Origin of the sequence: Actinoplanes sp. NPDC024001 (assembly GCF_040638955.1) — a bacterium.
Taxonomy (GTDB): Bacteria; Actinomycetota; Actinomycetes; order Mycobacteriales; family Micromonosporaceae; genus Actinoplanes.
The window spans coordinates 16155-35688 of sequence record NZ_JBEZZB010000111.1; the positions used below are offsets into that span (position 1 = coordinate 16155).

22 protein-coding genes are annotated in these 19534 nt (G+C 69.7%); 12 read left to right on the forward strand and 10 right to left on the reverse strand.

Annotation, left to right across the window (positions count from 1 at the left end; genetic code table 11):
* From AB0F81_RS33880 to AB0F81_RS33890, 3 genes are all read left to right on the forward strand, one after another.
* On the forward strand, positions 1-576 hold the full coding sequence (locus AB0F81_RS33880; RefSeq protein WP_360203858.1) for an NUDIX domain-containing protein: 576 nt from the start codon (positions 1-3) through the stop codon (positions 574-576).
* A 40-nt stretch (positions 577-616) separates the two neighbouring features.
* The gene (locus tag AB0F81_RS33885) at positions 617-1459 is read left to right on the forward strand and encodes a sugar phosphate nucleotidyltransferase (RefSeq protein WP_360203860.1); all 843 of its coding nucleotides are present in this window, start codon (positions 617-619) and stop codon (positions 1457-1459) included.
* Positions 1460-1607: 148 nt separating this feature from the next.
* Positions 1608-1895 (forward strand): Lrp/AsnC ligand binding domain-containing protein, encoded by a 288-nt coding sequence (locus AB0F81_RS33890; protein WP_360203862.1) that lies wholly within the window; start codon positions 1608-1610, stop codon positions 1893-1895.
* A gap of 346 nt (positions 1896-2241) precedes the next feature.
* Here AB0F81_RS33890 and AB0F81_RS33895 read toward each other — a convergent pair whose 3' ends face one another.
* Genes AB0F81_RS33895 through AB0F81_RS33910 form a run of 4 tightly spaced genes read right to left on the reverse strand, consistent with a single transcriptional unit; the run spans position 2242 to position 6428 of the window.
* A complete protein-coding gene (locus tag AB0F81_RS33895) occupies positions 2242-3840 on the reverse strand; it encodes a ubiquinol-cytochrome c reductase cytochrome b subunit (protein WP_360203863.1) in 1599 nt (532 codons plus the stop codon).
* Positions 3837-4937: a Rieske 2Fe-2S domain-containing protein gene (locus AB0F81_RS33900; RefSeq protein ID WP_360203865.1), complete on the reverse strand. Its 1101-nt coding sequence runs from the start codon at positions 4935-4937 to the stop codon at positions 3837-3839. The genes AB0F81_RS33895 and AB0F81_RS33900 overlap by 4 nt, the downstream gene beginning before the upstream one ends.
* Positions 4934-5782, reverse strand: coding sequence for a cytochrome c (locus AB0F81_RS33905; RefSeq protein WP_360203867.1), 849 nt, complete (start codon positions 5780-5782; stop codon positions 4934-4936). Before AB0F81_RS33905 ends, AB0F81_RS33900 begins: the two co-directional genes overlap by 4 nt.
* Before the next feature lie 49 nt (positions 5783-5831).
* Positions 5832-6428, reverse strand: a complete 597-nt coding sequence (locus tag AB0F81_RS33910; RefSeq protein ID WP_360203868.1) for a heme-copper oxidase subunit III — start codon at positions 6426-6428, stop codon at positions 5832-5834.
* A gap of 124 nt (positions 6429-6552) precedes the next feature.
* Here AB0F81_RS33910 and AB0F81_RS33915 point away from each other — a divergent pair, with 124 nt between their 5' ends.
* From AB0F81_RS33915 to AB0F81_RS33930, 4 genes are all read left to right on the forward strand, one after another.
* The gene (locus AB0F81_RS33915) at positions 6553-7497 is read left to right on the forward strand and encodes a cytochrome c oxidase assembly protein (RefSeq protein WP_360203897.1); all 945 of its coding nucleotides are present in this window, start codon (positions 6553-6555) and stop codon (positions 7495-7497) included.
* 47 nt (positions 7498-7544) lie between these two features.
* Positions 7545-7988 carry a hypothetical protein gene (locus AB0F81_RS33920; protein WP_360203870.1) on the forward strand — a complete coding sequence of 148 codons (444 nt, stop codon included), beginning with the start codon at positions 7545-7547 and terminating at the stop codon, positions 7986-7988.
* 24 nt (positions 7989-8012) lie between these two features.
* The gene (gene trpD / locus AB0F81_RS33925; protein WP_360203872.1) at positions 8013-9071 is read left to right on the forward strand and encodes an anthranilate phosphoribosyltransferase; all 1059 of its coding nucleotides are present in this window, start codon (positions 8013-8015) and stop codon (positions 9069-9071) included.
* A 119-nt stretch (positions 9072-9190) separates the two neighbouring features.
* Positions 9191-9397 carry a hypothetical protein gene (locus tag AB0F81_RS33930; RefSeq protein WP_360203873.1) on the forward strand — a complete coding sequence of 69 codons (207 nt, stop codon included), beginning with the start codon at positions 9191-9193 and terminating at the stop codon, positions 9395-9397.
* Positions 9398-9461: 64 nt separating this feature from the next.
* Here the strand turns inward: AB0F81_RS33930 and AB0F81_RS33935 are convergent, their stop codons facing one another.
* Together AB0F81_RS33935 and coxB are read right to left on the reverse strand one after the other, a co-directional pair.
* On the reverse strand, positions 9462-9920 hold the full coding sequence (locus tag AB0F81_RS33935) for a cytochrome c oxidase subunit 4 (RefSeq protein ID WP_360203874.1): 459 nt from the start codon (positions 9918-9920) through the stop codon (positions 9462-9464).
* Between the two features lie 10 nt (positions 9921-9930).
* Positions 9931-10866 (reverse strand): cytochrome c oxidase subunit II, encoded by a 936-nt coding sequence (gene coxB / locus AB0F81_RS33940; protein ID WP_360203876.1) that lies wholly within the window; start codon positions 10864-10866, stop codon positions 9931-9933.
* 168 nt (positions 10867-11034) lie between these two features.
* On the opposite strand from coxB, the gene AB0F81_RS33945 reads away from it, so the two are divergent.
* Both AB0F81_RS33945 and AB0F81_RS33950 read left to right on the forward strand, forming a co-directional pair.
* Positions 11035-12180, forward strand: coding sequence for an aminotransferase class V-fold PLP-dependent enzyme (locus AB0F81_RS33945; protein WP_360203878.1), 1146 nt, complete (start codon positions 11035-11037; stop codon positions 12178-12180).
* Positions 12177-12386, forward strand: coding sequence for a sulfurtransferase TusA family protein (locus tag AB0F81_RS33950; protein WP_360203879.1), 210 nt, complete (start codon positions 12177-12179; stop codon positions 12384-12386). Before AB0F81_RS33945 ends, AB0F81_RS33950 begins: the two co-directional genes overlap by 4 nt.
* A 29-nt stretch (positions 12387-12415) precedes the next feature.
* On the opposite strand, the gene AB0F81_RS33955 is transcribed toward AB0F81_RS33950, so the two are convergent.
* The 4 genes from AB0F81_RS33955 to AB0F81_RS33970 all read right to left on the reverse strand — a co-directional run bounded on the left by AB0F81_RS33955 (position 12416) and on the right by AB0F81_RS33970 (position 15610).
* A complete protein-coding gene (locus AB0F81_RS33955) occupies positions 12416-12916 on the reverse strand; it encodes an ATP-binding protein (RefSeq protein WP_360203881.1) in 501 nt (166 codons plus the stop codon).
* A 1-nt stretch (position 12917) separates the two neighbouring features.
* The gene (locus AB0F81_RS33960; protein ID WP_360203883.1) at positions 12918-13895 is read right to left on the reverse strand and encodes a carbohydrate kinase family protein; all 978 of its coding nucleotides are present in this window, start codon (positions 13893-13895) and stop codon (positions 12918-12920) included.
* Between the two features lie 110 nt (positions 13896-14005).
* Positions 14006-14374, reverse strand: coding sequence for an iron-sulfur cluster insertion protein ErpA (gene erpA, locus AB0F81_RS33965; protein WP_185040212.1), 369 nt, complete (start codon positions 14372-14374; stop codon positions 14006-14008).
* A gap of 129 nt (positions 14375-14503) precedes the next feature.
* Entirely contained in the window at positions 14504-15610 is a 1107-nt protein-coding gene (locus tag AB0F81_RS33970; RefSeq protein WP_360203885.1) for a glycerate kinase, read from the reverse strand.
* 60 nt (positions 15611-15670) lie between these two features.
* Here AB0F81_RS33970 and nadA point away from each other — a divergent pair, with 60 nt between their 5' ends.
* From nadA to AB0F81_RS33985, 3 genes are all read left to right on the forward strand, one after another.
* Complete coding sequence (gene nadA / locus AB0F81_RS33975; protein ID WP_360203887.1) at positions 15671-16849, forward strand: quinolinate synthase NadA; 1179 nt, start codon at positions 15671-15673, stop codon at positions 16847-16849.
* Positions 16850-17140: 291 nt separating this feature from the next.
* Positions 17141-18496, forward strand: a complete 1356-nt coding sequence (gene murA, locus AB0F81_RS33980) for a UDP-N-acetylglucosamine 1-carboxyvinyltransferase (RefSeq protein WP_360203889.1) — start codon at positions 17141-17143, stop codon at positions 18494-18496.
* 67 nt (positions 18497-18563) lie between these two features.
* Positions 18564-19190, forward strand: a complete 627-nt coding sequence (locus AB0F81_RS33985) for a DUF3043 domain-containing protein (protein WP_360203891.1) — start codon at positions 18564-18566, stop codon at positions 19188-19190.
* The last annotated feature ends 344 nt before the right edge of the window (positions 19191-19534 follow it).

A 19534-nucleotide genomic window follows, 5' to 3' on the forward strand; every position in this document is an offset into this window, starting at 1 on the left:
GTGAACATTCCTCGGCAGCTTCGCGGCCTCGCCTATCAGGCTTTCTACGGGCTGCCCCTGCCGGCGCGCCGCCAGCTGGCCCGGCTGATCTCCCCGAAGTACCTCGTCGGCGCAGTCGCGATCGTCCTCGATTCCGAGGCCCCCGAGCCGGGGCGCATCCTTCTGCTGCGCCAGCCGCCCGGCCGCGGCTGGGGCCTGCCGGCCGGCCTGCTCAAGCGCCGCGAGTTGCCCGCGGTGGGTGCCGCACGCGAGCTTTTCGAAGAATCCGGGGTACGGGTGGAGCCCGGCGACCTGACCCCCGGCGTCCCGAACGCGGTCATCCACCCGAACGGCGGCGTGGTCGACACCGTCTGGTTCGTGTCGCTGCCCGCCTCCCGCACCCCCACCTCGGTGGACGGCGGCGAGGTTCTGGAGGCGGGCTGGTTCCCGCTGGACGACATGCCCCCGCTGACCTATCCGACCGAGCGGCTGCTCGGCATTTACGGGCTGGGCCCGCGCGCCGGCGAGTTGCCCCCGTCGGTTCCGGCCACCGGCTCCTCCGGCGACGACTCCACCCCCGGCGAGACGTCGCGATGACGCTCGGAACGTACAGCGCTGGTCGATGGAGGGTGGCGCGGTGAGCGCGGTCTGCGGTGTGGTGCTGGCGGCCGGCGAGGGTCAGCGGCTGCGGCCGCTGACCGAGGCGGTGCCGAAAGCTCTCTGCCCGGTCGGCAATCTGCCGCTGCTCGATCACGCGCTGCGCCGCCTGGCCGCCGTCGGCCTGGCGGGCCCGGAGCGGGTGGCGGTGAACGCCGCCTACCTGGCCGATCAGGTGGTGGCGCACGTCGGTGACCGCGCGCACCTGTCGGTCGAGCCGGACGGTCCGCTGGGCACGTCCGGCGGGGTCGGCCGGATGAAGGACTGGATCGGCGGCCGCGGCGCCCTGGTCGGCAACGCCGACGCCTACCTGGTGGACCCGGCGCGTGACCCCGGCAAGGACATCGCGGCGCTGCTGGACGGCTGGTCCGGGGAGACGGTACGGATGCTGACCGTGCCGTGCCGTCCCGGCGAGACGGGCGGTTTCAGCGGGCACCGGTTCGCCGGTTTCTCCCTGCTGCCGTGGCGCTACATCCGGGACCTGACCGACGAGGACAGCAGCCTGGTCCGCACCGTGTGGCGCCCGGCGGAGGCCGCCGGCGAGCTGGAACTGGTCGGCTACGAGGGTTTCTACCTGGACACCGGCACCCCCGCCGACTACCTGGCGGCCAACCTGCACGCGGCCGCCGGCGGCAGCCTGATCGACCCGTCCGCCGACGTGACCGGCGAGGTCACCGAGTCGGTGGTGGGCGCGGGCGCCCGGGTCGCCGGCGCGATCACCCGCTGCGTCGTCTGGCCCGGCGCTGTGGTGTCCCCCGGCGAGTCCCTGACCGGAGTCGTCCGCGCCACCAACGGCCTGACCGTTCCATCGCCATCCAGCTGATCCACCAATCGTGACCGACTGTTCCTGTTCTGAACTGCAGAAACACCCAAGATCCACGGAGGTCGGCACGCGCATGTGCGTGCCGGGGGTGCGGCGCGGATAGCATGGTCGCGACCCACTTCCGTCCTCACAGCCGAGGAGCCCGCCGGTGAACACCGCGATCGTCCACATCGACTGCGCCACTGACTCCATTCCTGAGGTCGCCGAGGCGCTCGCCGCCCTCGACGGGGTCAGCGAGGTCTACTCGGTGGCCGGCAACGTCGACCTGATCGCCATCGTGCGTGTGCCCAAGTTCGACGACATCGCCGAGGTCATCGCGGGGCGGATCTCCAAGACGCCGGGCGTGATCAACACCGAGTCGCACATCGCGTTCCGCGCCTACTCCAAGCACGACCTCGAGGACGCCTTCGCGATCGGCCTGCCCGACGCCGACTGACACCCCACCCGCGGGCTGGTGCGAGCCGCGGGCCGCCACGCGTCCCTCAGGCGACGCACGGGCTGAGCGTAAGTGACAGCGGCGGCGGCATCCCAGCCGCCGACGACGCTCGTGCACGGCCGCCGAGCGACGGCCCCAGGCCACCGCGTGAGGCACGCAGGCGGGCGAGCGTCGGCCGGCGCGAAGCGCCGCGGGGTGAGGGTGACCGCTGCTTACGCCCGGCGGCCGCGTCAAGGCCTGGAGTGGCAGGTGGCCGCGCGGCGATCCAGGAACTTCGCAGAAGTCGTACAAGAAAAATGGAAAGGCCCGCCGCTGACGCGGCGGGCCTTTCCTGTGGAGCTTGAGCTCAGCGTCCGGACTTGATTTCTTCTCGCTTGACCGCCTCGACGGCCGGCGAGACCGGAGCCTCAGCGGGCTTCTCGACCGGGAAGAAGAAGCCCTTCACCGCCGGCGCGAGAGCGCCGAGGCGGTTCATCTTCTTCGGTACGACCCAGCCGGCGTATTCCAGCGGGATCGGGTGACCGTGGTCGTCGACCGGGCCGAGAGGCTGGTGGACCTCGACGAACTGGCCGTTCGGCAGGCGCTTGATGATGCCGGTCTCGACGCCGTGTGCCAGCACCTCGCGGTCGTGCTGCTGGAGACCCAGGCAGATCCGGACCGAGATGTAGTAGGCGAGCGGCGGCAGGACCAGCAGGCCGATGCGGCCGGCCCAGGTCATCGCGTTGAGGCTGATGTGGAACTTGTCAGCGACGACGTCGTTGGCGCCGGAGATGGTGGCGATGAACCAGAAGGTGAACGCCATCATGCCGATGCCGACGCGCTCCGGGTTGTCCCGGGGACGCTCCAGCAGGTGGTGGATGCGCTTGTCCTTGAGCTTGCGCGCTTCCAGCCAGGGGTAGGCCATCGGCAGCGTGAAGAGCGCACCGAGGCCGACGACAGCGGGCCAGAACATCGGCGGGATGCTGTAGTCGAAGATGTAGATCTGCCAGTTCGGCATGAGCCGGACCAGGCCGTCCATGAACATGACGTAGAAGTCCGGCTGGCTCGCCGACGAGACCTCGGCCGCCCGGTACGGGCCGAAGAGCCAGATCGGGTTGATCTGGAACAGACCGGCCATCAGGGCGATCACGCCGAAGACGGCCATGAAGAAGCCGCCCTGCTTCATCGCGTAACGGGGGAACATCCGCTCGCCGACCACGTTCTCGTTGGTCCGCATCGGGCCGGGCCACTGGGTGTGCTTCTGCTTGAAGACGATGCCGAGGTGCACGGCGATCAGCGCGAGCAGGAGACCCGGGATGAGCAGCACGTGGGCGATGTAGAAACGGCCGATGATCAGCGTGCCGGGGAACTCGCCGCCGAAGATCGAGGCGGAGAGCCAGGTGCCGATGACCGGGATGGTCAGCATGATCGCCGAGGCGATGCGCAGACCGGTGCCGGAGAGGCCGTCGTCCGGCAGGGAGTAGCCGGTGAAGCCGGCGAAGAACCCCAGCAGGAACAGCACGATGCCGATGACCCAGTTGATCTCACGCGGCTTGCGGAACGCGCCGGTGAAGAAGACGCGGGCCATGTGCACGATGATCGACGCCATGAAGAGCAGCGCCGCCCAGTGGTGCATCTGCCGCATGAACAGGCCACCGCGGACCTCGAACGACAGGTTCAGGGTGGACTCGAAGGCTGCGGACATCATGGTGCCGCGCAGTGCCGAGTACTCGCCGTCGTAGATGACTTCCTTCATCGACGGGTCGAAGAAGAGCGTCAGGAACACGCCGGTGAGCAGCAGAACGATAAAGGAGAAGAGGGCGATCTCGCCGAGCAGGAACGACCAGTGGTCGGGGAAGACCTTGTTCAGCAGGCCACGAAGCGGGGTCGCAGCCTGAAACCGGTCGTCCACCCCCTTGGCGAAATTCTTGGGGGCCTCAGCGAGGTCCATCTTTCGGCGCTTCACGGCCGCTCCCAGAAGTCAGGTCCGACGGTGTCCTTGAAGTCAGACGCTGCCACGAAGAAACCTTCCTCATCCACTGTAAGCGGCAGCATCGGCAGACGACGAGTCGCGGGCCCGAAGACCGGCTGCGCGTTGTCGGTGATGAGGAACTGCGACTGGTGGCACGGGCAGAGCAGGCGGTTGGTCTGCTGCTCGTAGAGGCTGGCCGGGCAGCCGGCGTGCGTGCAGATCTTGGAGTAGGCGACGTAGTCGCCCCACATCGACCCCTTGTTGCGCGGGTCCGCGTCAGCGGCCGCCCGGGTGATCGCCGCGTCGTCGGATCGCAGGTGGATCAGCAGCGTCGGCGAGTCGGCGTGCTCGTTGGTGGCGCCGTGCGGGATTCCCGGGAACACCGTCATCTGGCCACCGGTGCTGACGTCCTCGGGCCGGATCGGGCTGCCGTCCTCACGGGTCAGCCGCACCGGCTTGCCACCGTTGTGCGACGGGTGGAAGCCCGTCGTGTACATCATCGGGTGATCGCCCTTGTGCGGGTTCTCGATCAGACCACCCACCAGGGGCGCGGCCACCGCGAGGCCGAGCGGCGCCGCGCCGAGCGCGATCGCGCCCTTGAGCAGCGGCCGGCGCTGCACGCCGAGCTCGTCGGCCACGTAGATCATCGTCTGGCCGGTGATCAGCCGCTCGTCGTCGGAGGACGGGTCACCGTGCCGCTGCTGGATCGAGAGCTCGTGCGGCAGCAGCTTCTTGGCCCAGGCCAGGATGGCGAAGCCGAGCGCGAGCAGACCGATGCCGAGCGTCACACCGAGGAGCGGCGTGTAGTAGTCGCCCAGCGTGTGGCCGAGCTCCCACTTCCACGGCCACCAGATGTAGAAGCCGAGGAACGCCAGGGTGGCCGCGCCGGAGATCAGGAACAGCAGGGAGATGTTGCGGACGACCCGCTTCTCGGCCTTGGAGTTCTGACCGTGGAACTGCGACTCGTACGTGACGATCTCGATGTCGTCGCGCCGGAGCCCTTCCTTGACGATGTCGAAACGCGTCAGGTGCGGGTCGTTCACGTCGACCGGCTCGGCGCCGGACTGGCCCGCGTGGTGCACAGCGGTCATGACTTCCCCGCAATCCAGAGCGAAGTGAAGACGAGGAGGGTGATGCCCACCAGGAAGATGGCCATGCCCTCGGTCGACGGACCGTACCGGCCCAGGTTGAACAGACCGCCCGGGTCCTTGTCGTCCTGGAGCTGGACCTGGATGTAGGTGATGATCTGCTTCTTCTGCTCCGGCGTCAGCTGGTTGTCGCCGAAGACCGGCATGTTCTGCGGGCCGCTCAGCATCGCCGCGTAGATCTCGCGGGCCGTCGGGTCGTGCAGCGCCGGGGCGAACTTGCCCGAGGAGAGCGCGCCGCCACCACCACCGAAGCCGTGGCAGGAGGTGCAGTTCACCCGGAACAGCTCGCCACCACGGGCGAGCGCGTCGGGGTCCTGCTTGAGGTCCACGTCCAGCCGGCCCTCAGGGATCTCCGGGCCGCCGCCGATCTCCTGAACGTACTGCGCGAGCTGACGGGTCTGGTCGTCGTTGAACTGCGGCGCCTTCTCCTCCGCCTGAGCCTCCTGGCGGGTCATCGGCATACGGCCGGTGCTCACCTGGAACTCGACGGAGGCCGCGCCGACACCGATCAGGCTCGGGCCGCGGTCGTCGACGCCCTGCCCGTCCCGCCCGTGGCAGGAGATGCAGCTGTTGTCGAAGAGCGCCTTGCCCTCCTGAGCGGCCGCGGAGAGCTGGACGTCGTCGTCGGCGAAGGCGCCCGGCGTGAAGGCGGTGTAGACGCCTCCGGCCAGGACCAGCGCGGCGAGCATGCGTACCGCTGCGCCCATCCGACGGCGCGCCCGGCTCGGCGCGGAACGCCGCCGGGAGAACACCCGGGCACGCCTGCGGGCGGGGGTGTCAGAAGTCATGGGTTATGTCCCTCTGGTTTGTTGTTGCGATCCTCGCCGTTGGCGCTGCTTACTGAAGCCAATAGATCATGGCGAACAGGGCGATCCAGACCACGTCCACGAAGTGCCAGTAGTACGACACGACGATCGCTGACGTCGCCTGCGCCGGGGTGAACCGGCCCATGGTCGTCCGGATCATGTAGACGATGAAGGCGATCAGGCCGCCGGTCACGTGCAGACCGTGGAAGCCGGTCGTCAGGTAGAACATCGAGCCGTAACCGTCACCGTTGATCTTGACGCCGTGGTGGACCAGCTCGCGGTACTCGTTCACCTGACCCAGCACGAAGATCAGGCCCATCACGAAGGTGATCGCGAACCAGCGCCGCAGCGCGAACACGTCCCCCTTCTCCGCCGCGAAGACGCCCAGCTGGCAGGTCACCGACGAAAGAACCAGGATGACCGTGAAGGTGGTCGCGTACGGAATGTTCAGCACCTCGGTGTGCTTCTCCCACTGCTCGGGCGCTGCCGCCCTGATGGAGAAGTACATGGCGAACAAAGCCGCGAAGAACATGAGCTCGCTGGAGAGCCACACGATGGTCCCGACGCTGACCATGTTCGGTCGGGTCAGCGAGTGGATCCGGCTCTTGTCGATGGCTGCCGCTGTCACGGCCTCATTATTCATCCGAACCAGGCCCAAGGTCCCCCGGGGTCCCCAATCCGGCACTGTGGGCGCCCCGGAATATTCGGTGACCAGCCGGTAGGCCTAGCCTCGAGGGGTGCAGCATGACGAAATGCCCCCACTCGCGGCCGCCGGCGGGGATACTGGACTTCCGCCGTTCACCCCGGCGGCGATCTTCACCGAATTCCACCTGACCAGCCTCATCGCGCTGGGCCTGCTGGTGTCGGCGGCGGTTTATCTGTACGGCGTCTGGCGTCTGCGACAGCGCGGCGACCACTGGCCGGCCGGACGGACCGTGGCCTTCGTCGCGGGTGGACTCGGCTCGATCGCGGCGGTGACGGTCACCGGCGTCGAGGCGTACGACACGACCTTGATCTCGGTGCACATGGTGCAGCACATGGTGCTCTCGATGATCGGCCCGATCTTCCTGGCCCTCGGCGCACCGACCACTCTCGCCCTGCGCACCCTGCAGCCGGCCCCGCGCAAGGTGCTGCTCGCGGTCCTGCACAGCCGGTACGTCCGGGTGCTGACGTTCCCGCTGGTCGCCTTCGGAATCTTCGTGGCGAACCCGTTCGTCCTCTACTTCACCGACCTGTACCGGCAGACGCTGGAGCACGTCTGGCTGCACGAGTTCATCCACTTCCACTTCATCGTGACGGGATGCCTCTTCTTCTGGCCGCTGCTGAGCCTGGACCCGCTGCCGAACCGCTGGCCCTATCCGGGCCGGGCGCTGCTGATGGTGCTCTCCGTGCCGTTCCACACCGTCCTCGGCCTGACGATCATGCAGAGCGAGGAGCTGCTCGGCGGCGACTGGTACCCGAGCCTGGGCCTGAGCTGGCTGGATCCGCAGGCCGACCAGGTCACCGCGGGCGGGATCCTGTGGGCCGGCGGCGAGATCGTCAGCGTCACCATGCTGGGAATCCTGGTGATGCAGTGGGTGCGCCAGTCGGAACGGGAGGCCCGGCGGATCGACCGCGCCCTCGACCGGCAGGAGGCCGAGGCGGCCAAGATCACAAATGCTGGGACACCGGCACGACCGGGACCCGACGCCGGATAACGGATTCGGTACGATCGGCGGCACCTGCGACGTGAGGTAGGGCACAGATGAGCGACACGGCGACGCCGACCCAGTACACCGTTCTTCTCTACAGCGACGACGCCGCCGTGCGGGACCGGATCCGGCTCGCCATCGGGCCGCGGCCGGCCGCTGATCTGAAGGTCGAGTTCGCCGACGCCGCCTCCTGGGAGGACTGCCGTCGCCTGCTCGACGAGTTCGAGATCGACCTGATGGTCCTGGACGGCGAGGCGACCCCGGCCGGCGGTCTCGGCCTGGCCCGGCAGGCCAAGGACGAGTACCTGAACCCCCCGCCCACCTGCGTGGTCATCGCCCGCGCCGCGGACCGCTGGCTGGCGGCGTACGCACAGGTCGACGCGACGCTGCTCGCCCCGCTGGACCCGGTCACCACCGGGCAGACCGTGGCCGGCCTGCTGCGGGCACGCCGCGCCGGCGCCATCCCGCTGGGCACTCAGGGCACCCCCGCCCGCTGACCCTTCCGACGAGAGGTTCCCATCATGGGCGCGCGTACCTGGCCGAACCTGACGAGTGCTCTGCTGCGCGGCGAGGAACTCGCCACCACGGACACCGCCTGGGCCATGGGCGAGATCATGGCCGGCAACGCGACACCGGCGCAGATCGCCGGGTTCGCGGTCGCGCTGCGCGCCAAGGGTGAGTCGCCGGCCGAGCTGGCCGGCCTGGTGGAGGCGATGCTCGCCAACGCCACGCTGGTGACGCTGCCCGAGGAGGTGCGCCGCCGCGCGGTCGACGTGGTCGGCACCGGCGGCGACCGGGCCAACACGGTGAACATCTCGACGATGGCGGCGGTCGTGACGGCCGCCGCCGGGGTGACCGTGGTCAAGCACGGCAACCGGTCGGCGTCCTCCACCACCGGCACCGCCGACCTGCTGGAGCACTTCGGCATCCCGCTGGACCTGGGCCCGGCCGGGGTGGCCCGGACGGTCGAGGAGGCCGGGATCGGCTTCTGCTTCGCGGCCCGCTACCACCCGGGCATGCGGCACGCCGCGGTGACCCGGCGTGAGCTGGGCGTGCCGACGTTCTTCAACATGCTCGGCCCGCTCACCAACCCGGCCCGGCCGACGTCGGCGGCGGTCGGCTGCTTCGAGCCCCGGATGGCGCCGGTGATGGCCGAGGTGCTCGCCCAGCGCGGCGACTCGGCGCTGGTGATGCGCGGCGAGGACGGCCTGGACGAGTTCACCACCGCGGCGCCCACCCGGATCTGGATGGCCCGCGACGGCAAGGTCGAGGAAGTGCTGATCGACGCGACCGAGCTGGGCATCCCGCGCAGCGCGCCGGACGCCCTGCGCGGTGGCGACGCGGTGTTCAACGCCGACGTGGCCCGCCGCACCTTCGCCGGCGAGCACGGCCCGGTCCGGGACGCGGTGCTGCTCAACGCGGCGGCCGCGTTCGCCGCACAGAGTGGCCTCCCCGGCGACCTGAGGGAGACGCTGCGGGCCGGAATCGCCCGGGCCCAGGAGACGATCGACTCCGGCGCGGTGACCGCTCAGCTGGACCGCTGGGTGGCCGCGGCGCAGGCGGCCAAGGCCGCGGAGTAAAACTCTCGCAACACGCCGAGGGCAATGCCCGACAATGCCCGATTTACGTGGCAGCGTCGGAATGAACAATTCTCACCGTGACATCCGGGTAAATCCACCTTCCGGCGAAGGAGACACCCGTGCAAGAACGCGAACTGCGCTGTGTCATCTGCGACGGCGACATGCTCTTCGAGGTGCCGCCCTGCGAGGACGGCCACGACGAGTGCCCGGAACTCGTCTGCACCCGCTGCGGGGCGGCCGAGGTGGTGGCGCCGATCGTCGTACATCTGTGGCTGAAACCGGACGGCAAGCGGCGCGTGGCGCCGCACCAGCGCCGCGCCGCCTGATCCGCGAGCGGGAAGCAAGAAGCCCGCATCTCCGGCCAGGAGATGCGGGCTTCTTTCGATCAAATCAGTGCTCGGCGGTGTGCCGGGTTCCGCTGTAGTACTCGAAGAGCAGGCCGCAGGACGTGACGATCACGCAGATCAGGCCGAACGCGAGCAGCCACCACATCCAGAACACCAGACCGATGCCGGCGATCGACGCGGCGAGCGCGATGCCGAACGGCCAGTAGCTGCCCGGGCTGAAGAAGCCGACCTCGCCGGCGCCCTCGGCGATCTCGCCGTCCTCCCGGTCCTCCGGCCGCAGGTCGATGCGGCGGGCGACGAACCAGAAGAAGCCGGCGCACATCGCGCAGAGCAGGCCGGAGAGGATCAGGGCCACGGTGCCGACCCACTCGACGCCGCCCTGGAAGCCGTCACCCTGGCTGCCCGAGATGTTGGCGGTGCCCGCCGTGTAGAAGCCGTAGACGGTCGCGGCCACGAAGAGGAACGCGGCGACGCCGGCAAAGATCTTGTATTCGGTCCGCACGTCGAGACTCCTACTTCCCTGCGGCTACGGTCTCGGGCTGGTTCCAGCTGTTCTGCTGGCGCCGAGTGTTGAACGGCTGGGTCGTGGTCGCGTACGCCTCCTGGCCGGTGAAGCCGATGGCCTCCATCGCCTCCTGCGTCGACGCGCCGTCCACCTTGGCCTTGAGGAACGTGTCGAACTTGTCCGGCGAGACCACGACCAGCTCGAAGTTCATGAAGGCGTGGTACGTCCCGCACAGCTCGGCGCACCGGCCGACGTAACGGCCCTCGCGGTCGAGAGTGACCTCGAAGACGTTGCGCACGTTGCCCGGCATGACGTCCCGCTTGAACAGCATCTCCGGCACCCAGAACGAGTGGATGACGTCCGTGCTGGTCTCCTCGAAGCGGATCTTCTCGCCGACCGGCAGGACCAGCAGCGGGATGACGTCCGACGAGCCGACGGTCGAGGCGACCGTGCCGGCGTCCTCACCCATGCCGTCCTGGTAGTTGAACTGCCAGTTCCACTTGAACGCCACGACCTCGACGACCTGGTCCGGGTTCTTCGACAGCTTGTCGATGCTGGTCTGCACGATCGCGGTGTAGTAGAAGAGCACCGCGACGATCAGGACCGGCGTGACCGTGTAGAGGATCTCCATCGGCATGTTGAACCGGGTCTGCACGGGCAGCTCTTCGCCACGCTTGCGGTACCGGATGATGCACCAGAAGATCAGGCCCCACACGCCGAAGCCGACCACCAGAGCGGCGATCGTCGACGCGATCCACAGGTCGTACATCTCGTGGGCCTGCAGACTGATGCCCCGGCCGGGCCATCCGAAGTGCCCGAAGGCGCTTCCCCAGTCCTCAACCGAGCATCCCGTAAGCAGCGTCAGCAGCGTCGCACCGCCGAGACCCAGCCCGGCCGCCCGGCCAACTGCCCGCGGCCGTGTGGCCGAACTCCTTGCGCCCACCTGCTTCTGCCTCCTTAGCAGCGCCGCCCGTGCCGAAACCGGACACCTGGCGGCAAGGCTCACCGACGGTCGCACACTACTCGACCAGGCCCGTGCCGCCCGCCACCGGGGGGCCGTCGCCCGGCCGCCCGGGAAACTACCGGTCAACCGGACGATACCGTTCCCTGTGTGGATTACACAGGCGATCCGGCCGGGGCGGCGGTATACCTGGACGCCGCCAGCGCTGTCCCGCTCCATCCAGTAGCCCGCGAAGCCCTGCTCGCGTCGCTCGCCGACGGCTGGGCCGACCCGGCGCGGCTCTACGCGGCCGGGCGGCGGGCCCAGCAGTTGCACGAGGCGGCCACCGCGGTGGTCGCGGAGATTCTCGGCGTACGGGCGGACGAGCTCAGCTTCTGGCCCTCCGGCACCGCCGCGGCCCAGGCGGCCGTGCTCGGTGGCCTGGCCGGGCGCCGCCGGGCCGGGCAGACCCTGGTGCACTCGGCGATCGAGCACTCGGCCGTGCTGCACGCGGCCCGCACCGCCGAGGCCGTCGAGGTCGGCGTGGACCGGCTCGGCCGGCTCGACCTGGACGCCTGGTCGGCGGCCGTGGCGGCGCCCGGGGTGGCGCTGGCCAGCCTGATCAGCGCCAGCCACGAGGCCGGGACGGTGCAGCCGGTGGCCGAGGCGGCGGAACTGTGCGCGGAGGCGGGAGTGCCACTCTTCGTCGATGCCGCCCAGTCGGTGGGGCGGCTGCCCGTACCCTCGGGGTGGTCCCTGCTGACTGCCAGCGCGCACAAGTGGGGCGGGCCTGCGGGCGTGGGGGTTCTCGCCGTCCGCAAGGGTGTGCGGTGGATCTCACCGCACCCACAGGATGATCTTTATCGCCCGCGCCCGCAGGGCGCGATCGACCTGCCCGCGGTGGTCGCGGCCGCAGCCAGCCTGCGCGCCGTCGTGGGCGAGGCGGAGACCGAGAGGGTACGGCTGAGCGCCCTGGTCGACCGGATCCGGGAGCGGGTGGCCGCGACCGTGCCGGACGTCGAGATCGTCGGCGATCCGGTCGAACGGCTGCCGCACCTGGTCACGTTCAGCTGCCTCTACGTGGACGGCGAGGCCCTGCTGCACGCCCTCGACCGGCACGGTTTCGCGGTCTCGTCCGGTTCCTCGTGCACCTCGTCCACGCTGCGGCCCAGTCACGTGCTGGAGGCGATGGGGGTGCTCAGCCACGGCAACGTGCGGGTGTCGCTGCACCGGGGCACCACCGAGGCGCAGGTGGACCGGTTCCTGGCGGTCCTGCCCGAAGTGGTGGAGCGGATCCGGAAGGAGGCCGGGATGTGATCACCCTGGACTGCCGGGGCCAGCGCTGCCCGCTTCCGGTGATCAAGCTGGCCAAGGCCATTCCCGGCGTGCCGGTCGGCGAGATCGTCCGGGTGCTGGCGGACGACCCGGCCGCGGCCAACGACATTCCCGCCTGGTGCCGCATGAAGGGGCAGGAGTTCGTCGCCGGCCACGGCCATCAGTTCGACGTCCGCAGAGCTTGCTGACTCCGCTTCGCTCCGTGGGCGATCGCCGGTCAGCTGAGGTAGCTGACCACCTGCGGGACCGGCTCCTTCGCCAGGTAGGTGTCGACGACCAGGCGGGGGCCCAGATAGGGCTCGTACTCCGCCTGGCGTTCCAGGACGCGCACCCAGTCCGGGATGCCCTCGTGGTCGCGCGACGCGTAACGGGCCTCGACGCGGCGGCGGTGCTCCGCGTCGTCGCCGCAGATCACCTCGACGACGCGCAGCGGCACCGCCATCCGGTCGGCCAGGTCGACCCAGAGCTCACGGGCCGCCTTGACCGGGTTCACCGCGTCGATGATCACGTGGTGGCCGATCTTGAGCTGTTCCTCGGCGAGCGCGGCCACCACCCCGTAGGCGGCGTAGCCGGGGCGCGTCTCGTGCACCCCGTAGCGCTGCAGCGTGAAGTCGACCGTGTCGACGGCGAGCACCGCCGCGGGCAGCTCGGTGGCGACCTGCGCCGCGAGCGTGCTCTTACCGACGCCGGGAAGCCCGGCGAAAACCGCGAGAACCATGTCAGGCGGGCAGGAACGGCGCGATCTCGGCGGCGGCGGCGTCCCCGTACGCCGCGGCCAGGCGCTTGGTGAAGTCGGCGGGCCGGATGTCGTACTCCTGGGTGCCGACGGTCTCCAGGACCAGGGCCGCCACCAGCGAGCCGACCTGCGCCGACCGCTCCAGGCTCAGGCCCCAGGAGACACCGGCGAAGAAGCCGGCCCGGAAGCCGTCGCCGACACCGGTCGGGTCCTCCCCGATCACGCCCGGGATGACCGGCACGTGGATGCGCTCCATGTCCCGTCCGGTGATCTCCACGCCGTCCTTGCCGAGCGTGGTGACCCGCACCTTCACCTGCTCCAGCACCTGCTCGGAGGTGAGGCCGGCCTTGGTCTCCAGCAGGGAGCGCTCGTACTCGTTGGTCAGCAGGTACTCCGCGCCGCTGATCAGGCTCAGCACGTCCGAGCCGTCCATCCGGGCGAGCTGCTGCGACGGGTCGGCGGCGAACGCGTAACCGCGGGCGCGGCACTCCTCGGAGTGGCGGATCATCGCGGCCGGGTCGTTCGCGCCGACCAGCACCAGGTCGAGGCCGCCGGAACGCTGGTGGACCGGGGCGAGCTCGATGTTGCGGGCCTCGGCCATCGCCCCGGCGTAGAACGAGGCGATCTGGTTCAGATCGTCGTCGGTGGTGCAGACGAACCGGGCAGTGTGCGCCACGTCGCTGATGTGCACCGAGTCGCAGTCCACGCCGTGCCGCTCGAGCCACGACCGGTAGTCGGCGAAGTCGGCGCCGACCGCGCCCACCAGGATCGGCCGCAGGCCCAGCTTGGCCATCCCGAACGCGATGTTCGGCGCCACGCCACCACGGCGCACCACCAGGTCGTCGACGAGGAAGGACAGGGAGACCTTGTGGAGCTGATCGGCGATGAGCTGCTCGGCGAACTTGCCGGGGAAGTGCATCAGGTGGTCGGTGGCGATCGAGCCGGTGACGGCGATCTTCATTTCGGCCCTCAGGGTTCGGGGACAGGGGGCGATACGGCTTGAGACTACCGGTCGGTTACAGCGAGCAGGCCGCCCCGTGAACGGGACGGCCTGTCAGGTTGCTGCGGTGATCAGTGGAACGAGTCGCCACACGCGCAGGAGTTCTGCGCGTTCGGGTTGTCGATGGTGAAGCCCTGAGCGTCGATCCGGTCGGCGAAGTCGATGGTGGCGCCCGCCAGGTACGGCGCGGACATCCGGTCGACCACGACCTCGACGCCGCCGAAGTCGTTGACGACGTCGCCGTCGAGCGAGCGCTCGTCGAAGAAGAGCTGGTAGCGCAGGCCGGAGCAGCCACCGGGCTGTACGGCGATGCGCAGGCGCAGGTCGTCGCGCCCTTCCTGCTCGATCAGGGCCTTGACCTTCACCGCGGCGACGTCGGTCAAGATGACGCCGGTCGGGGCGGTCGCCTCGGTCGACTCGGTGTGCGCTTCAGTGGTCACTAGGTATCTCCCTGCAGGGTCTCATGCGGTTTTGCCTAGGTTTTCCGCCGCGGGACTAGCCCAGGCAGGTGCCGTACAGGCCAACGCTAACCCCAATCCCCGGGATTCCCAATCCGGGCGGGTCGCAGATCACCTGCTCCATTGCTCAGCCAGGCGTGCGGCGAGTTCGCGCAGGCCGCGTGCGGGTTCGGCGAGCGCCTGCTCGACCGAACCGAAATGTTCCACGAGGGTGTGCGTCTCGGTCACCCCTGCGGCAGCGGCCTCCCGGTAGCCGGTTTCGTTCCGGCCGGCCAGCACCACGCAGGGCAGGCCCCGGTCCCGGGCGCCGGCCGCGATCCCGGCGACCACCTTGCCGCGCAGCGACTGGTGGTCGAAGGAGCCCTCCCCGGTGATCACCAGGTCGGCCGCGTCGAGCTCGGCGTCCAGGCCGATCAGATTCGTGACCAGGTTGATACCGGAGGTCACCCGGCCGCCGAGGGCGATCAGCGCGGCGCCGATCCCGCCGGCCGCGCCGCCGCCGGGGGCCACGGTCAGGTCGCTGATCCCGAACGCCTTCTCCAGGACGCCGGCGAAGTGCTCCAGCGCGGCGTCCAGGCGCAGCACCTGCTCCCGCGAGGCGCCCTTCTGCGGGCCGAAGACGCTGCTCGCGCCGTGCAGGCCGGTCAGCGGGTTGTCCACGTCGGTGGCGGCGACCAGCCGGACCTGGCGCAGCTGCGGCACGCCGGCCAGGGCGGTCGCGGTGATCAGGGCGGCTCCGCCGTACGGCAGCGCGTACCCCGCCGTGTCGACCGGACCGGCGCCGAGCGCTGCCAGCATGCCGGCGCCCGCGTCGTTCACCGCGGAACCACCGAGACCGACGACCACCTCGGTCGCCCCGCTCTCCACCGCTGCGGCGATCAGCAGGCCCAGGCCGTACGACGTGGTGGTCTCCGGGTCTCGCTCGTCCTGCGTCAGCAGGTGCAGGCCGCAGGCCTGCGCGCTCTCCACATAAGCCGTGCCGGCGGCGAGCAGGATCTCACCCTGCGCCGGGCGGCCCAGTGGATCGACGGTGGCGACCGGGATCCGCCGGCCGTCCAGCGCCGTGGCGAGCACCTCGACGAAACCGGGGCCGCCGTCGGCGAGCGGGCGCTGCACGAGGACGTCATCGGGGACGGACCAGCCCTCGGCGACAGCCTGGGCGACAGCGGGGGCGGAAAGGGTGCCGGCGAACTTGTCCGGACAGATCAGTACGCGCACCCCGCGAGTGTGGCAGCCCACTTTCCCGGGCGCAGCTACCGTCCCAGCCCTTGTGCGACGATGGCGGACGTGACGTCGACCTGGACCGAACCCTCGAACACCCCGCTCTCCCTGCTCCTGCTGGGGCGCGGCACCGACCCGGCGAGCGAGCGGGGCGTGGACTGCCCCGGCGACCTGCCCGCGCCCAGCGACCCGGACCTGGTGGCCCGGGCCACCGCGGCGAAAGCGGCGCTCGGCTCCCGGGTCTTCGTGCTGGGGCACCACTACCAGCGTGACGAGGTGATCCAGTTCGCCGACGTCACCGGTGACTCGTTCAAGCTCGCCCAGCAGGCCGCGGCCCGTCCGGAGGCGGAGTTCATCGTCTTCTGCGGCGTGCACTTCATGGCCGAGAGCGCGGACATCCTGACCAAGCCCGAGCAGAAGGTGATCCTGCCCGACCTGGCGGCCGGCTGCTCGATGGCCGACATGGCGGTGCTCGGGCAGGTCGAGACGGCCTGGGAGCACTTCCAGGACCTCGGGATCGCAAACGACATCGTCCCGGTCACCTACATGAACTCGTCCGCCGACATCAAGGGCTTCGTCGGCCGCAACAAGGGCGTGGTCTGCACCTCGTCCAATGCCAAGCGAGCGCTGACCTGGTCGTTCGAGCAGGGTTCGAAGGTGTTCTTCCTGCCCGACCAGCACCTGGGCCGCAACACCGCGGTGCTGGAGATGGGCTTCGACCTGGACGACTGCGTGCTCTACGACCCGCACAAGCCGCAGGGCGGGCTCACCGATGAGCAGCTGCGCAACGCCCGGATGATCCTGTGGCGGGGGCACTGCTCGGTGCACGGCCGGTTCACCATCGACAGCGTCCGCGAGGTGCGCGAGCGGGTGCCGGGCGTCAACGTGCTGGTGCACCCGGAGTGCCGCCACGACGTGGTCCGGGCCGCCGACTACGTCGGCTCGACCGAATACATCATCAAGGCCCTCGACGCCGCGCCGTCCGGCTCGGCGTGGGCGGTCGGCACCGAGCTCAATCTGGTACGCCGGCTCGCGCTCGCCCACCCGGACAAGCAGATCATGTTCCTCGACCGAACCGTCTGTTACTGCTCGACGATGAACCGGATCGACCTCCCCCACCTGGTGTGGGCGCTGGAGGAGCTGGTGGCCGGCCGGGTGCCGAACGTCATCACGGTCGACGAGAAGACCGCCCATGAGGCGCGGATCGCACTCGACCAGATGCTCGCCCTTCCGTGACTCTGTGTAGCCGACTGAATCCACCCGCTCGGTGGATTCAGTCGGGCTGCCGACGCCGCCGACACTGAGTCTTATTCACGATCTACCTTGAGTTGTGCCGCGCACACGGTCGGTGCAGTTGATCTCCATTGTCGTGAACGAGCCTCATTCAACGGCGTTTCGCACGCCGCCACGGCTGCCGTGGTTGTCACTCAGCGCTATGCTTCCCCGGTTGCAGAATCGGGTACCCCCGCCCGCGCTCTGCCCCCTCGATCATCGGGCGCCCCTGGCGCCCACCGGCTGGAGGTTACGTTGACCGACGATGTCCTGGTCGTGCACGGCGGTACGCCGTTGCAGGGTCAGATCCGGGTCCGTGGCGCCAAGAACCTGGTATCCAAGGCGATGGTCGCCGCCCTGCTGGGCGAGTCACCGAGCCGGCTCTTCGACGTGCCGCGCATTCGCGACGTCGAGGTCGTCCGTGGCCTGCTCGAGCTGCACGGCGTGAAGGTCAGCGACGGCGTCGAGGACGGCGAGCTGGTGATGGACCCCACGAACGTGGAGAGCGCCAGCACCGACGAGATCAACGTGCACGCCGGGTCCAGCCGGATCCCGATCCTGCTGTGCGGCCCGCTGCTGCACCGGCTCGGTCACGCGTTCATCCCGGACCTGGGCGGCTGCCACATCGGGCCGCGCCCGATCGACTTCCACATCAAGGCGCTGCGCGAGTTCGGCGCGGTGGTCGACAAGACCCCCGAGGGCATGCACCTGAGCGCCCCGAACGGGCTGCACGGCGCGAAGCTGGAGCTGCCGTACCCGAGCGTCGGCGCCACCGAGCAGGTGCTGCTCACCGCGGTCCGCGCGGAGGGCGTCACCGAGCTGCGCAACGCGGCCATCGAGCCGGAGATCATCGACCTGATCTGCGTGCTGCAGAAGATGGGCGCGATCATCACGGTGCACACCGACCGGGTCATCGAGATCCAGGGCGTGCCCCGGCTCTACGGCTACGAGCACAAGCCGATCCCGGACCGGATCGAGGCGGCGAGCTGGGCCGCGGCCGCCCTCGCCACCCGCGGCGAGATCGAGGTGGTCGGCGCCCGGCAGGCCGACATGATGACGTTCCTGAACGTCTTCCGGTCGATCGGCGGCGAGCTGAAGATCACCGACGACCGGGTGGCCCGCGCCGGCGTCACCGGCGCCGAGGGCGGCATCAAGTTCTGGCACCCGGGCGGCGAGCTCAACGCCGTGGCGCTGGAGACCGACGTGCACCCCGGCTTCATGACCGACTGGCAGCAGCCGCTGGTGGTCGCCCTGACCCAGGCGCGCGGTCTGTCGATCATGCACGAGACGGTGTACGAGCAGCGGCTCGGCTACACCGACGCGCTGAACCAGATGGGCGCCACCATCCAGACGTACCGGGACTGCCTCGGTGGCACGCCGTGCCGGTTCGGCCGCCGCAACTTCATGCACTCCGCGGTGATCGCCGGCCCGTCGAAGCTGCACGCCACCGACGTACGGATCCCGGACCTGCGGGCCGGCTTCGCGCACCTGATCGCCGCGCTGGCCGCCGAGGGCACCTCCCGGGTCTACGGGGTCAGCCTGATCGACCGCGGATACGAGGACTTCGAGGCCAAGCTGGCCGCTCTGGGTGCTCACGTCGAGCGCCCCTGAGCTGCACTTTCGTCACGATCAACGGCGCGGTGTGTAGCACACCGCGCCGTTTGGCTACGCTCGTTGCGTGTCCCCGCTGTTTCGTCGCAAGCCAGCCGACCTCGTCGAAGACGCCACCTCCTCGGTCAGCCAGGAGGTGACTCCCGAGGCGCCCCGCCCCAAGGGCTACACGCCCAGCAAGAAAGAGCTGGGTGTGGTCACGCCGAAACGGGTCAGCACCGGTCGCCGGGTGCAGGATCCGGCGCCGGCCAACCGCAAAGAGGCTTACAAGCAGATGCGGGAGCGGCAGCGCGCCGAGCGTGCCGAGGCCGCCGAGGGCATGCGCAACGGCGACGAGCGCTACCTGCTGGCCCGTGACCGGGGGCCGGAGCGGTCGCTGGTGCGCGACATCGTCGACTCCCGGCGGACCGTCGGCTCGTGGTTCATCGGTGGCGCGGTGATCGTGCTGATCGGGTCGTCGGTGCCCGACCCCACGATTCGATACATCAGCACGCTGATCTGGGCGTTCCTGGCGCTGGCGGTGCTGGTCGACAGCGTTCTGATCGCTCGCAAGATCAAGAAGCTGGTGAAGGCGCGCTTCCCGGAGACGGGGCAGCGGATGGGGTCGCTCTACCTCTACGGGATCATGCGCGGGCTGACCTTCCGCCGGATGCGCGTCCCCAAGCCGAAGGTCGATCTCGGCACCAAGATCTGAACGTTTCGCGCACTGGCCGTCAGCCCGATCACCGAGCTGACGGCCAGTGTCGCGCCAGCGGCCCAAAAGCAGCACTGGCCGCCAGCCGAACCGCCCGGCTGGCGGCCGGTGTCGTGTCGGCGGCTCGAAAGCAGCACTGGCTGGCAGCCGGATCGCTCGACTGGCGGCCGGTGTCGTGTCGGCGGCTCGAAAGCAGCACTGGCTGGCAGCCGGATCGCTCGACTGGCGGCCGGTGTCGTGTCGGCGGCGCGAAAGCAGCACTGGCTGGCAGCCGGATCGCTCGACTGGCGGCCGGTGTCGTGTCGGCGGCTCGAAAGCAGCACTGGCTGGCAGCCGGATCGCTC